This window comes from Chryseobacterium vaccae, assembly GCF_009602705.1.
Lineage (GTDB): Bacteria > Bacteroidota > Bacteroidia > Flavobacteriales > Weeksellaceae > Chryseobacterium > Chryseobacterium vaccae.
In genome coordinates this window covers 5,031,181-5,046,354 of sequence record NZ_VSWH01000001.1, presented here as the reverse complement: position 1 = coordinate 5,046,354, position 15,174 = coordinate 5,031,181, and the positions used below count along the sequence as shown (strand labels likewise).

Annotated in this window: 10 protein-coding genes; 4 read left to right on the top strand and 6 right to left on the bottom strand. The window is 37.4% G+C overall.

The window, feature by feature from the left end:
- Positions 1-24 precede the first annotated feature (24 nt).
- Positions 25-1,713, top strand: a complete 1,689-nt coding sequence (gene ggt / locus FW768_RS23085) for a gamma-glutamyltransferase (protein ID WP_153399633.1) — start codon at positions 25-27, stop codon at positions 1,711-1,713.
- Positions 1,714-2,084: 371 nt separating this feature from the next.
- Positions 2,085-3,365, top strand: coding sequence for a dicarboxylate/amino acid:cation symporter (locus tag FW768_RS23080; protein WP_153399632.1), 1,281 nt, complete (start codon positions 2,085-2,087; stop codon positions 3,363-3,365).
- A 37-nt stretch (positions 3,366-3,402) separates the two neighbouring features.
- Here FW768_RS23080 and FW768_RS23075 read toward each other — a convergent pair whose 3' ends face one another.
- The 6 genes from FW768_RS23075 to FW768_RS23050 form a co-directional block, all read right to left on the bottom strand.
- Positions 3,403-4,293 carry a diacylglycerol/lipid kinase family protein gene (locus FW768_RS23075; protein WP_394349969.1) on the bottom strand — a complete coding sequence of 297 codons (891 nt, stop codon included), beginning with the start codon at positions 4,291-4,293 and terminating at the stop codon, positions 3,403-3,405.
- 5 nt (positions 4,294-4,298) lie between these two features.
- Complete coding sequence (locus FW768_RS23070) at positions 4,299-5,126, bottom strand: RsiV family protein (RefSeq protein WP_153399631.1); 828 nt, start codon at positions 5,124-5,126, stop codon at positions 4,299-4,301.
- Positions 5,127-5,216: 90 nt separating this feature from the next.
- Positions 5,217-7,151, bottom strand: coding sequence for a DUF3857 domain-containing protein (locus FW768_RS23065; protein WP_153399630.1), 1,935 nt, complete (start codon positions 7,149-7,151; stop codon positions 5,217-5,219).
- Positions 7,152-7,160: 9 nt separating this feature from the next.
- Positions 7,161-9,053: a DUF3857 domain-containing protein gene (locus tag FW768_RS23060; protein WP_153399629.1), complete on the bottom strand. Its 1,893-nt coding sequence runs from the start codon at positions 9,051-9,053 to the stop codon at positions 7,161-7,163.
- A gap of 127 nt (positions 9,054-9,180) precedes the next feature.
- Positions 9,181-11,115, bottom strand: a complete 1,935-nt coding sequence (gene gyrB, locus FW768_RS23055) for a DNA topoisomerase (ATP-hydrolyzing) subunit B (RefSeq protein ID WP_153399628.1) — start codon at positions 11,113-11,115, stop codon at positions 9,181-9,183.
- Positions 11,116-11,284: 169 nt separating this feature from the next.
- Positions 11,285-12,682, bottom strand: a complete 1,398-nt coding sequence (locus FW768_RS23050) for a T9SS type A sorting domain-containing protein (RefSeq protein WP_153399627.1) — start codon at positions 12,680-12,682, stop codon at positions 11,285-11,287.
- A 145-nt stretch (positions 12,683-12,827) separates the two neighbouring features.
- Here FW768_RS23050 and FW768_RS23045 point away from each other — a divergent pair, with 145 nt between their 5' ends.
- Together FW768_RS23045 and FW768_RS23040 are read left to right on the top strand one after the other, a co-directional pair.
- Positions 12,828-14,171: a cytochrome ubiquinol oxidase subunit I gene (locus FW768_RS23045; RefSeq protein ID WP_153399626.1), complete on the top strand. Its 1,344-nt coding sequence runs from the start codon at positions 12,828-12,830 to the stop codon at positions 14,169-14,171.
- On the top strand, positions 14,168-15,172 hold the full coding sequence (locus tag FW768_RS23040; protein WP_153399625.1) for a cytochrome d ubiquinol oxidase subunit II: 1,005 nt from the start codon (positions 14,168-14,170) through the stop codon (positions 15,170-15,172). Before FW768_RS23045 ends, FW768_RS23040 begins: the two co-directional genes overlap by 4 nt.
- Positions 15,173-15,174: the final 2 nt, after the last annotated feature.

Below are 15,174 nucleotides of genomic sequence, written 5' to 3'. Positions count from 1 at the left end.
TACTTTTGTTATAAAGAAAATCCTATGAAGAAGTTTTTTATTGCTGCGGTATTGCTGGCCGGTCAATTGTACTGGGCCCAGTTCACTGATATCAGCATTGTAAAAGAGGTAAAAGTAAAGAACAAAGGTGTTGTAGTATCTGCCCATCCTCTAGCCAGTGAAGCAGGCGCAAAAGTTCTTAAAATGGGTGGAAATGCCTATGATGCTGTTGTAGCTGCACAATACGCTTTAGCCGTTGTATATCCCCAGGCCGGAAATATCGGCGGAGGCGGATTTTTAGTCGGGGTGAAAAACAATGGGGAGAAATTTACTTTGGATTATAGGGAAACTGCCCCAAAAAAGGCTTCCAGAGACATGTACATCGATAAAAAAGGAAAAGCAGATACGGATCTTTCTCAAAACGGAAGACTGGCAGTAGGCATTCCGGGAAGCGTTGCCGGCTTTTTCGCTACTTTAAAACATTGCAAACTGCCCATGGAAAAGATCATCCAGCCAGCCATTGATCTGGCGGAACAGGGGTTTGCCATCACGGAGCAGGAAGCCGATATGCTCAATAACAACAGGGAATATTTCAAAAAACACAATACATCTTCCATCGTTTTTATAAAAGACAATCCATGGAAAGCAGGCGATCTTCTGATTCAGAAAGAACTTGCCGAAACCTTGAAACTAATCCAGAAGCAGGGAGCTAAAGGTTTCTATGAAGGAAAAACCGCTGAACTTCTGGTTGCTGAAATGAAAAGAGGCAACGGAATTATTACGCTGGAAGATCTTAAAAACTATAAAGTTGCAGAAAGAAAAGCTTTAGAATTTGATTATAAAGGCAATAATGTGGTTTCCATGCCTTTGCCTTCAAGCGGGGGTGTTCTTCTCGCTCAAATGCTCAGAATGGCCAGCTTTGAAAACCTTGAAAAATACCAGCAGAACTCTACAAAAGCAGTTCAGATCATGACTGAAGCAGAAAGAAGAGCTTTTGCAGACCGCGCAGAATACATGGGTGATCCAGACTTTATCCAGGATAAGACTGCCTATCTGATCTCTGATAATTATTTAAAAAGCCGATGGAAAAGTTTCAGTTTCAACAAAGCAACTCCGAGTTCTGAAGTTGGAAAAATTATTCCTCAGCCGAAAGAATCTACCCAGACTACCCATATTTCTGTTCTGGATAAAGACGGAAATGCAGCTTCTGTAACCACAACACTTAACGGTTATTACGGAAGCAAAGTCGTAGTTTCGGGAGCAGGATTTTTCTTAAATAATGAAATGGACGATTTCTCCATCAAACCCGGCGTACCGAATATGTTCGGAGCAGTAGGCGGAGAAGCTAATTCAATTCAACCCAATAAAAGGATGCTTTCTTCCATGACTCCAACCATTCTTCTGAAAAACGGGAAACCTTATATGGTTGTAGGAACTCCGGGAGGAACAACAATCCCTACCTCTGTGTACCAATCAATTGTCAACGTCGTTGATTTTAAACTCAATGCCAATATCTCTGTCAATGCTCCTAAATTTCATCATCAATGGCTTCCGGAAACGATAAAAGTGGAAAATAATTTCCCCGAAAGTACCATTGCTGAACTGCAAAGTAAGAACTATGTGATTGAAAAGGTAAAGCAAATCGGAAAAACAGAAATGATTGTCCTTGATGACAACGGAAATATTCATGCTGTGGCAGATGGCCGTGGTGATGACTCTGTTGCTGTTGAATAACCAGTATCTGAATATAATTTTATAAAAATATCCCGGGTAGTATGATCCGGGATATTTTTTGTTCACATTTTATTTGAAAGATTAAAGTTTCCGCGATCTGGGGACAGACAAAAAAGAGTTAGCAGAAATTTAAAAATTATTGTTTCTTCCCATTATACTTTTTCTTGAAAATCGAAGATTCTACGTAGTCAAAAAAAGTATACAAAATTCAAGACTGAAATCATCCGTTAAAGGCATAAAAATCTTTCTGGTTAACCATTATCCTGTATTTTTATTTGTTGGTTTAGGCTAAGACCTGCAATTATTAATGACTTTCGTCATGTTTTAAGATAAAAATTCTTAATTTTCGTGCTTTGAAAACAAGCCAATCTTTGAAAGCGAAAAAATTCCATCAACAGCTTTACTTCCAGGTGATTATCGCTATCGCAGCGGGTATTCTTCTAGGAAATTATTATCCTGAACTGGGTGAAAAAATGAAACCTCTGGGCGACGGATTCATTAAACTTGTCAAAATGATTATCGCACCGGTGATTTTCATAACCCTTACCCTGGGAATTGCTCATATGACTGACCTTAAAAAAGTTGGAAGGATTGCCGTAAAGGCCATGATTTATTTCTTTACATTTTCCACTCTAGCCTTGATTATCGGATTGATTGTAGGAAACCTTCTTCAGCCGGGACACGGATTAAATATCGATCCTTCTTCTCTTTCAGGAGATGTTTCTCAATATCAACAGAAAGCTCATGAATCTACTTTTACAGGATTCATTATGAATATTATTCCTGAAACGCTTTTCAGTCCTCTGGTAGGTGAAAATATTCTTCAGGTACTTTTAGTAGCTATATTAATGGGAGTAGCACTTGTTTTAACAAAGGAAAAAAGCCAGAAAGTGACAGATTTTCTTCAGGATCTTTCAACACCGGTCTTTAAGATCGTTCATATGCTGATGAAACTGGCTCCCATCGGGGCTTTCGGTGCCATGGCATTTACGATTGGAAAATACGGCCTTCATTCTGTTTTGAATCTGATATTCCTGGTCGCTACATTTTATATTACTTCTTTTCTGTTTGTTGTTTTGGTCTTAGGAGCCGTTGCATGGTATAACGGATTCAATATTTTCAAACTAATGTTCTATCTGAAAGAGGAGCTTCTTCTTGTTTTAGGAACCAGCTCTTCTGAATCCGCACTTCCGGGTATTATGGAAAAGCTTGAGAAAGCAGGCTGTTCCAGAGCCATTGTAGGACTGGTAGTTCCAACCGGTTATTCTTTTAATCTGGATGGGACCAATATTTATATGACACTTGCATCTTTATTCATCGCACAGGCTCTGAATATTGATCTTCCGATTGAAAAACAGCTGATGCTACTTCTGGTAGCCATGTTGAGTTCGAAAGGAGCTGCAGGTGTTACAGGAGCGGGATTTGTTACTTTAGCAGCTACCCTTGCTGTTGTTCCTGAAATCCCGATTGCGGGAATGACCCTGATTCTGGGAATTGATAAGTTTATGAGCGAATGCAGAGCCCTGACCAATGTCATCGGAAATTCTGTTGCTACCGTAGTGGTTGCCAACTGGGAGAAACAACTGGATAAAAAACAGCTGCAATACTGCCTGAAGCATCCGGCTGAGATTGAGAAAAAGCTGGAAATTTGATGGGATCTTAATTTATCACTATTTTTTAAGCAAAGGATTAAACCAGGATATTCAGGCTGGCAGGCAGCACTTTTACATGGACAGGGGATTTTATTTTGTTGAATTCTCCATCGAGATGCCAGTTTTTGGTATTTACCTTAAATGATATTTCAGAAACGGGAAGATAGGTTACATATTCATCATCTTTCAGTCGTTTAGTAAACATTCTGAAGGCAAAAAGAGCGGAATAAGTAAGCGGAAATTTTTTCACCAAAACCATATCAACAAGTCCGTCACTTTTACTTGCATTCGGGGCAATATAGGCATTGTTTCCGAACTGGCGGGTGTTGGCAATATTCAGCATCAGGTATTTTCCGTTATATTTCTGGTATTCTTCATCAAAAAACTTAACCTTGATTGGTTTATAGTTAAAGAAAGTTTTAAGGGAAACTTTAATGTAATTTTTAAAACCGCGGCTTGTTTTTTCAAACTCTTTGACTACTTTACCGTCAAAACCTGTTCCTGAAACATTGATTGAAAGCCTTTCATTGACCATAAAGGTATCAATCTTTCTGGATTTTCCGGCTTTGATTTTTTCTAAAAGTTCATCCAGATTTTTGTTAAACCGGGTTTCATTGGAAAAGCCATTTCCTGATCCGGCTGGAAAAATAGCCAGAATCTTTTCTGTATTGATCAGGTTTTTGGCAACGGTAGAAATAGTTCCGTCCCCTCCGATCGCTACAAATATATCCACCTCATCAAAGTGGGTTCTGATGAAATCATCTGTCCCCGGAATAGACTCAGAGACATAGTACAAGGGATTATCGACCTTTTTTTTAAGTTCATTAAGAAACGGCTGATAATTTTTTTTAGCCGAAAAGGGGTTGATGATAAACGCTGCTTTTTCCATTACCGCAAAAATAGAAAATGCTTCCTGATCGGGAAGCATTTTATTTATTTTATTTTCATTCTTTCTTTGAATTCAGAATTCAGGGTACCCACCAGCTCGTTCCAGGAAACAGGAATGATGATATCTCCTGCTGCAAAAGCGGCAATTTCATAAGGGCTGTAATGAAAATACAGGTTTTTCTGGTCAAAATAGAAATTATCTGTTACAGGAATGGCTTCCACTAATAGCATTTCAGAGTTTTTAACTTCTCCTTTTTCGTCTGTAGCTCCATTAGGGATTGTATTGACATTCTTCATCAGAATAGCTTCCAGCTTGGCTTTAGGCATAGAAGTGATCTCTTTAAGCATAAGCCTTTTATTTTTTTTAAGGTCAAAAACCCTCTCTGAAAAACCATAGTTATCATGAGCTCCGCCTGTATATGAACTTTGGGCATATTTAATATGCATGTAATCATTCATGTTAGAAACCAAGTTCATCCGGGATTCGGAATACCAGTTTTGGGCAGAAGAAATATCCGAAAGCACATCTTTACTTTCTTTTTTCACAGAATTGAAATAGTTATTTTTTTCGTTGTTCAGATATAGTTCCAGTCCTTGTTTAGAGAAATCTCTGATTCCTTTATGATCAAAATAAATACTATCTAAAAGCGTTTTCTCCTTCAGTTCCGGGAAAACAAGGAACTTAGAAGAGAACGCTACTGATAGGGAATCACTGATCTTTACAGAATCAGATACACTCACTGAATCAATTTTTAAACTTACAGGTTTCAGGCTTTCTGTTTTATCTGCCGGAATTTCTCCTTTTTCTTCTTTTTTACACGCAGAAAAGGCCAACAAAGACAAAACAGCCAGAACAGCAATACTTTTTTTCATAACTCCAATTTCCGATAGGAATGCAAAAACCATTCAAAAAGATGAATGGTTTTGAAAAAGTCTCTATTTTTTTTATTTCAGATCTGAATACTAAGATTTTTTAATCAGGCTGATCACCTGATTTTCACTTTTTGAAGCAGTGTTCCAGATTTGTTTAAATGCAGGATAATATTCTTTAGGATAATCCGGGCTTGCAATTTTGATGACTGAAGTCACCTCCAGCTTATTCCCTTTCAAATCGGCAGTATAGCTATACTCTATTTCTTTATCATCTGTAACAATCTTTTTGCTCTTAGGCATTTCTTCAATAGTATACCCTTCCGGAATTTCCAAAGTGATTTTTTTTATTTTGGCAAAAGCAGATATTAAATCAATAGGATATTTTCTTGCTTCTGTCTGATCAAATTCATTGGAAGTTTTTCCCAGGAAAAGCATAGGATTGATGATCATTTTTTTTCCTATTTTGTCTATCAGGTTCTCAGAGGTGAATTTCATCGTGCTTTCAAATTCTCCCTTATCCAAAACTTTACAGTTGATATCTGTAAAATCTATTGAGAAATTTTCTTTGTACTGCTTTTTATATTTTTCAGCATTTTCATCATAACTTTCCTTAGCAAACATTCCATAAGTTCCGGTATCTTTATCAGTATAAGTTCCTGAAATACTGCCATCATCATTAATCTTGGCATTAGCCATAAGATAATTGAGACTCGCTGTAGCATTTGACACCTGCATCTGCCGTGCTTTATCTTTTGCCATCAAAATTCCGTACTCATTCCAGTCTCTGGGAGGAAGATTATTCATTGAAGACTGCTTTGACGTAGCATCATACAGGTTATAACCTTCTTTATTGCTTACTGCAGCCAGCACAAAGTTGACACTCATAAGACTTGGAGATGCCAGGTTAATCAACCCGTTATCTACTGTAGAAATAAGAAGCGGATCTGCTTTAATACCTGCTTCCCTAAGCATCATCACCAGGAACAGATTGATTTCGGCTGCATTTCCTGTTTTGGTCTCTATTAATTTTTTCAATCCCTCCTCTGTATAAATTCCTCTGTCATTATTCCAGGTAAAGGTATTTTTTACATAATCGAAAATCGCATTTGCTTTTTCTTCATCTGTTTTTAATCCGGCAATATGAGCGGGCATATTTTCTTTTGCCAATCTTGTCTTTTTTAATTCTCCACCAAAATCATCGTCACTATAGAGCTTTTCTTTAATTTCTTCCCAGGATGAGGAGTATAATTTCAACTGTCCGATATTGGTAGAATGAAGTTCTGCGCTTATTTTAGTACGGTAATTCCTGTCATTCTTCACAAACTTCTCCGTTTTAAACCCTTTTAAGTTTTCAAAACCTAATCTGTAAGTCTTATACTCCATACCATTCATCAGTTTATCTTCAACCATTCTGTATTTTGGCATTAAAGATCCTGTATAATTCACATTATATGAAATATTGACCGGGCTGTCCAAGACATATTCTGTATATAGTGAAGGAGTATCGCTTTCTATCAAGGTTTGTGGTATTGAATACAAGAAAGGCGATAAAACCTCATACTGATATTCTATTATAGAACCGTTCTTCACATTAGGAAATGCAAATTTTGTGACAGTGGTATATTTACTTTCTTTACTTTTATACTTTGAGCTTTTATCCACTTTGATAGAAACGGGATTGCCATTTTCAAGGTTATAGGTAAAGGCTTTTATTTTATTCAGGGTTTCTCTGGCACTAGAGTTTTGATACAATGGTATTTCAAGGTTAAGCCAGTCCTCGGCCTTATCTTTATCATAGATTTTCACTCTACAGACCACATTTTTGTGGAATTCTCCTTTAGTTCCGTCAATATAATAATGAACTGATCTGTATAAAATTTCAGCCGGAGCATTCTCATCCAAAGCAGATTTTGTTTTACTCAGGTCCTCATTGTTAAATTTAGGAGGATCCAGGAATTGGCGTTTCTGAGCGCTGACTAATGCCAAATTGCAATAGCAAAAGGCCAATAATAAGACTTTCTTCATGGGTATGTTTTATATTTTTGTTACTAAAATTTTTGAATTGTCTCCGTTGACGATTTTCTTTCTAAAGTTCATATACTCATTATACTTTTCCTTCGGGAATAAGCCTTTGTTCATTTTAATAAGTCTGGTGACTTTTACTTCATTATCACTTTTGTCAATATTCAATTTATAAGTTCCAAATTCAGAATTAATCTGTACAGTATCAGGAATCTCATCTACTTTATAGTTTTTTGGAATAGCAAAGCTGATCTCATATTGATCTTCATAGGACTGTCCTACTTCAAACGGAAGCTCTCTTTTTTCATCGGCTTTGTAGTTGTAATTGCTGAAAATAGGTACCGCTCTGAAAATCAATCCGCTTCCTACATTTTTAGAATAATTTCCTGCTTTAAAATCTAAATCAAACTTGATAGAGGCATTATCTTTATCATTGACAAAATTTTTCACCTCAACTTTTTCAAAATTTAAGACATCAAATCTGTCTTTCACGGTTTCTATTTTCTCCTTCGGGGACCGATAGGCGTAGGACAGGTTAAAGTCATACTGACTTCCGGTGTAAGCGAATTGAGCCTCACCATTAATACTATTATCTTCGTTAAGACTGATTTTAATTTTCTGTTTTTCAGTATTCTGCTCGGCTGTATAGGAAGGAGTATTGATGAGTTCTATTCCTTTTTTTGTTACGGCCAGAACATTTCTATCTGTTGTGCTATAACTCAAATGGTTGAAAGCAATCTGCTGGGAGGTATTTTCAAGCCAGATATTTCCTTTTTCAGTCGGAACCATAAGAATAGCATGATTTCCTCCCATTGCAGGGAAATCAGGATCGAAGGAGATCTGTGACGAACCAGAGTTAATTACACAATAATTGGAAGGAATTCCTGCCTCATTCAGCAAGGTTTTCATATAATTGGTAAGGCCTTTACAGTCTCCATAACCTTTCTTCTGAACTTCATCAGGAAGCATCGGAAGCCATCCGCCAATCCCAAGTCCTACAAATATATAGCGGGTTTTCGATTGCATATGCTGGAAAAGCTTCTTCACTTTTTCCTCAGTAGAACCTGTCAGCTTCAAAGCTTCAACCTCAGCTTTAATGGCAGGAGTAGCTATAGAAACCGGTTCAACAAGATTATTATAATACCAGGTTCCGAAATCGGTCCAGTTATTTAAAGTTCCCTGTTTTCCCTCTAGATTGAATTTAGAAAGCGCAAAACTTACTTTGGGTAAAATTTTCACAGGCTGGGGCAACATCGGCACATTATCGATAGCCGGAACATTTTTATAGGAGTAAATCTTTTCACTTCCATTATCATTATATGAAACGGATGTATAGTCATATTTTGACGGATAGGTTTTAGTTCTCAGCTCAATGCCTGATTTATTGATGATTTTAAACTGGCTCTCTTCCAAAGAGGTATTGGTTGAAGAAAATGGCATAAAATCAGGAATAAAAATAGTATTCTCTAATTCAGTCTTATAAGAGAAATCAATCGTATACGGATATTGAGCCGGAGTATACGACAAAACTAAAACTCTGCTGTCTGAATAAAATACTCCCTGTCCGTTATTTGCAAAATCTCCGAAATCAGATTTTGAAAAGCTTTTTACTTTCTTTCCACTCTCGTCATACACTGTAACTTTTACTTCGGAAATATTATCTCCTTTTTTATAGGGAATATATGCTGTAGCTTTGGAATCTCCTTCTTTGTTCAGAACAGTTGTTACAGTATTGTTGGTATACTGTATTTCATCAATTTTATTGATCTGAATGGTTGTGAAATCCTTTCTGATGACAACATCGGCATTCTTCTTTAAATTTTCGGGGATTGCAGAAACCGGATAGGTCTGGGCGAAATATATTGAGGCTGTGGATAATGCCCCCAAGATCAAAAATTTCATCATAGTTATTAAAATTGTGCAAAAATAGTAAATTCTTAATAACTGTTAATTTTTTTATTTTAATCGGGAATAATATTTATAAAAAAAAGACTTCATTTCTGAAGCCTTTTTAATTTATATTTTTCAACGATTACGCGTCAATCTTAGCATATTTTGCATTTTTCTCAATAAATTCTCTTCTTGGTGGAACTTCATCCCCCATCAGCATAGAGAAAATACTGTCTGCTTCTACTGCATTATCAATGGTTACCTGCTTTAAGATTCTGTGTTCAGGGTTCAGGGTTGTTTCCCAAAGCTGTTCAGGATTCATTTCTCCAAGCCCCTTGTAACGCTGTACTTCTACTCCTTTTCCATCCGGAGACATCTCCAAAGTAAATTCTTCACGCTCTTTTTCGTTGTAAGCATATATTTTCTTGTTTCCTTTCTTCAATAGATATAAAGGCGGCTGGGCAATATAAATATATCCGTTTTCAATAAGCTCTTTCATGTATCTGAAGAAGAACGTAAGAATCAGGGTAGAGATGTGAGATCCATCGATATCGGCATCGGTCATGATGACAATTTTGTGGTATCTCAATTTAACCATATTCAATGCTTTGCTGTCTTCTTCTGTTCCTACAGAAACGCCAAGCGCGGTATAAATATTTTTGATTTCTTCGTTATCATATACTTTATGAAGCATAGATTTTTCTACATTCAGGATCTTACCTCTCAAAGGCAGGATCGCCTGAAAATGTCGGTCTCTTCCTTGTTTTGCAGTTCCACCTGCGGAATCTCCCTCTACTAAGAATAGTTCAGATTCAGCCGGGTCTTTGGATGAACAGTCAGAAAGTTTTCCCGGAAGTCCGGAACCTCCCATCGGAGATTTTCTCTGAACCATTTCACGGGCTTTTTTCGCAGCCTGTCTTGCTTTTGCAGCCAAAACAACCTTCTGTACGATTAATTTTGCTTCATTAGGATTTTCTTCAAGGAAGTTGGTCAACATTTCTCCAACAATCTTATCTACCGCTCCTGAAACTTCAGAGTTTCCAAGTTTAGTTTTGGTCTGTCCCTCAAACTGAGGTTCCATTACTTTTACAGAAACTACTGCTGTTAAACCTTCACGGAAGTCATCTCCGGTAATGTCTACTTTTTCTTTCTGTGGAATTCCCAGATCATCAGCATATTTTTTAAGGGTCCTCGTCAAAGCACGTCTGAAACCTGCCAGGTGAGTTCCTCCTTCATGAGTGTTGATATTGTTCACGTAAGAATGCAGGTTCTCATTGAAAGAAGTGTTGTAACGCATCGCTACTTCTACCGGAATATCATCTCTTTCGCCTTCCATGAAGATTACATTCTCCATGATTGACTCTCTGTTTCCGTCGATGTAGGCTACAAACTCTTTTAAACCACCTTCAGAATGAAAAATCTCTGATCTGAAAGAACCGTCTTCCAAAGTTTCTCTTTCATCGGTAAGGGTAATGGTAATTCCTTTATTAAGGTAAGAAAGTTCTCTTAAACGGTTGGCTAAAGTATCATAGTTGTAAACTAATTCTGTAAAAATAGTATCATCAGGCTGGAAAAACTGTTTTGTTCCTCTTTTGTCACTGTTTCCTATTTCTTCAACTTCGGTTTGTGCTTTTCCTTTGGAATATATCTGCTGATAAACATTTCCGTCTCTGTAAACGGTAGTGATCATTTCGTTGGAAAGTGCATTCACACACGATACCCCTACTCCGTGAAGACCTCCTGAAACCTTGTAAGAATCTTTATCAAACTTTCCTCCGGCCCCGATTTTTGTCATTACAACTTCAAGAGCTGATTTCTGCTCTTTTTCGTGGAAATCCACAGGAATACCTCTACCGTTATCGCTTACTTCAATTCCGTTTCTTTCTTTAATAGCAACAAAGATCGTATCACAGTATCCTGCCAACGCTTCGTCAATAGAGTTATCTACTACTTCATAAACCAAATGATGGAGACCTCTTGTCCCTACATCACCAATGTACATTGAAGGACGCATACGAACGTGCTCCATTCCTTCCAATGCCTGAATACTACTAGCTGTATATTGTTTCTGACTCATATTAAATTATTAAATCCTGCCAAATGCAAAGACCTACAAATATCGTGATTTTTTTCGAGGTATGAAAGTTAAAAAATGTCAAAAAAGTATTGTTATCAGCATAAAAAAAGCAGACCTGAGCCTGCTTGTGTTTTTAGAGTAATTCACAAAAATCATTACCATTTAAGAATCAATTTTTTATTGCCTGTCTGGAAATAATTTTATTGGATTCTGTTATGAATTTAATCAGATAAATCCCTGTGTTCAGTTGAGTGGTATTAATACGATCCTGTCCTTTTTCTTTCAACATTAAACGGCCATTTCCATCATAAATTTCTATTTGTTTTATCTTTTCTTTTGAATTCAGAATAATCTCGCTACTGAATGGATTGTTAAAATGAATCTGGTTATAGTCTGTAATCCTTTCTTTAAGATTTAATGTTCCTCCGCTGATAATATATCGGCTTACGGAAGTCTGAGTAAACAGATATAAGTAATTACCTTTTACTTCAACGCTTATATTATTGCTATTTCCTGGGATATCAGATTCAAAAATATCAGATCCGTTAATTTTAATAAGGTTTCCTGCGGCTGCATAACATGAAAATCCTACTTTAGCATCAGTATCATCTCCTTGCTGCTGTCTTACTGTTAAAGGAAGAAAAACATTGTTATTGTAGTCATCCATTCCCATTGTTAATCCATAATAAAGAACTTTGTTATTGAATGTCTGAGGAAGACTCACAATTCCTGAGTTTCCAAAAGCATTATCAATATTTCCGTCATTTTTAGTCTTGGAAAGTGCGTAATCAAAACTGCTTCCATTCTTAAAAAGAAGTGTAAAAATTTCAAAATTATTAGTCACCGCTTCCGGATCAAAGGGAACATATCCCGATTGGTTGGAGTATACCGAATATCCATTGTTTCCATACGATACATCCAGAGCTCCTGTATTTACATTAATTTTTCTCCTTCCTCCTGAGTTTTCAAAAAAATAAGTACTGTTGATTCCCTCATTAAGAACAGAGGAAGATGGTGAAGCTGCTGTAATATTTACGGTTCCGTTATTACCATATGAGATATCAACAGCTCCATTAGCGTTAAACCTTGTAAAGCTATCCTGATTTCGCACTAAGATTTTACCATCAGAAAGATAAGATGCTGTTGAATAGTTGGTCGCAGAAAAGTTACTACCAATCAGCAACTCTCCATCATTACCAAATGAAGGATCAGCACTTCCATTGATTGAATACTTATATAATTTACCATCAGCAACCGGATATACAGTATTACTATCAGCATATAAAACAGAAGCAACACCCTGTGCAGGCAATGTTATCGTACTTAGCAGCGTTCCATTGGCATCATAGGTCATAAAATTGGCATTAGAAGCAGCATCTAATGGACAGATTACAACATAATTGTCAGAAGTCACGTAATGTCTGTTCCATACAAGGTCGTTACTATTATTTACGGTAAAATCTATTGTACCATTCGTTCCATAAGAGGCATCTTTCGTTAAAGATAATTGAGAATACAATACAGATGAAAAGCATAAGGCTGCCGCCAGAATGAGTCTTTTTTCCATGGTTATGTGTTTTTAATTTTGGCAAATATAGTTTTATTCTCAAAAAACACCAAAGTTAAAACCGATTTCTAAAATTCATGCTGTTGTAAATCATATTCATCATCAATAATTTATCCGTAAATTTATTTACTCAAAAGTTGATATTATGGATGATTTTATTGCCGCCCGTGCGCAGATGGCCATATCACTAGGTTTCCATATCATTTTCGCCTGTGTGGGAATGGTCATGCCTTTTCTGATGGCTTTCGCTCACTGGAAATACCTTAAGACCAATAATGAAGTATATAAAGGGCTCACTAAAGCCTGGAGTAAAGGTGTTGCGATCCTGTTTGCAACTGGGGCCGTTTCCGGAACAATGTTATCCTTTGAGCTGGGGCTTCTCTGGCCCGGATTTATGAAACATGCCGGACCTATATTCGGAATGCCGTTTTCTTTAGAGGGAACAGCATTTTTTATTGAAGCTATTGCGATAGGATTCTTTTTATATGGATGGGAGAAGTTCAACAAATGGTTTCACTGGTTCTGCGGATTTCTTGTAGGGTTAAGTGGTTTGGCTTCCGGAATTCTGGTGGTTGCAGCCAATGCATGGATGAATTCTCCTTCCGGATTCGATTATATCAACGGACAGTATCTGAATATTGACCCAATCAAAGCAATGTTCAATGATGCGTGGTTTCCGCAGGCACTTCATATGACTGTTGCTGCATTTTGCGCTACAGGATTTGCGGTAGCCGGGGTGCATGCTTTTCTGATTATGAAGAAGAAAAATGTGGAATTTCATACCAAAGCATTCAGAATAGCTGCCGGTTTTGCATTAATAGGGGCGTTCGGAGCCCCTTTAAGCGGTGATGTTGCCGCCAAATCTGTTGCTGAAAGACAACCTATTAAACTTGCTGCAATGGAAGCTCATTTTGAAACTGAAAAAGGAGCGGCATTTGTTATTGGAGGTATTCCTGATGAAGAAAAAGGTGAAATAAAATATGCTATAAAGATCCCTAAAGTTTTGAGTTTTCTGGTAAGCAATGACTTCAACTCCGAGGTGAAGGGTCTGAATGATTTCCCAAGAGATGAATGGCCTCCAATTGCTGTTACCCATTATGCTTTTCAGATTATGATCTTCTTTGGGGTGGTCATGATATGTATTGGAGCCGTTTACCTGTATGCTCATTTTTTCAGGAAAGAATGGCTCACCAAAAACTGGCTTTTAAAAACATTTCTGATTGCGACTCCTTTTGGATATATTGCTTTAGAAGCAGGATGGACAGTTACTGAAGTAGGACGCCAGCCATGGATTATTTACGGAGTGATGAGAACAATAGATGCCGTAACTCCAATGCCGGGAATACAGTATTCTTTTTATTTCTTTACTGCCATTTTCGTTTCATTATCCCTGATTATTATTTTCCTGCTGAGAAGACAAATCCAGATGGTACCGAAGCTTTATGATCCTACCGATCCTCAGTTTAACGATAAAAACAAAAAATCATGATCTACATTGTTATAGGTTTTCTCTGGCTTTCTATCTGTCTTTATATTATTTTAGGCGGAGCCGATTTCGGAGCCGGAATTGTAGAACTTTTTACCCATAAAAAAGCTCGCCATAAAACCGAAGAGATCATGTATGAATCTATTGCTCCGGTATGGGAAGCCAATCATATGTGGCTGATCATCGCTATTGTGATTCTTTTTGTAGGTTTTCCTGAAATTTATACGACGATGTCTACTTACCTTCATATTCCTCTGGTACTAATGCTTTTAGGAATTATCGCAAGAGGAACGGCTTTTACATTCAGACATTATGATGCGGTGAAAGACAACTGGCAGGTTTTATATACCCAGATCTTTTATTATGCCAGCCTTCTGACCCCCTTTTTTCTGGGTCTGATTGCTGCAGCTACCGTTTCACATTCTATCAATCCTGATGCCGTTGGTTTTCTGGATCTGTATATTTTCAGCTGGCTGAACTGGTTCGGGGTTTCTGTGGGATTATTTACTGTAGCCCTTTGCGCTTATCTGGCTTCTATATTCTCATTAAGAGAGACGCGGGATAAAGCAGACCTGCTCCTGATGATCAGAAAATCCAAACAGACCATGATCTTTGTGGTCATCACGGGGGCATTGGTATTTTTAACCGCCTATCTTTCAGACATTCCTCTTTTGATGTGGGTATTTTCAAAGCCTTTGGGAATTATGGCGATTGCTTTTGCGACCATTGCCTTATTGCTTATTCTTCGGGCTATGAATACACAAAAACTGCTTCCGGTACGCGCTCTTGCAGGTTTCCAGATGGTGATGATCCTTGTTGCCGCTACCTATCAGCACAATCCGGATATCATTTTATTAGGAAACGGACAGCACCTTTCATTACTGGCTCATACAGCTCCTCCTAAAACCATCTCAGCTTTAGGATGGGCTCTGATGCTGGGTTCTCTGTTTATTCTTCCGTTTTTGTTTTATCTGATGGCTTCATTCAGCAAACAGAGAAAATAAAT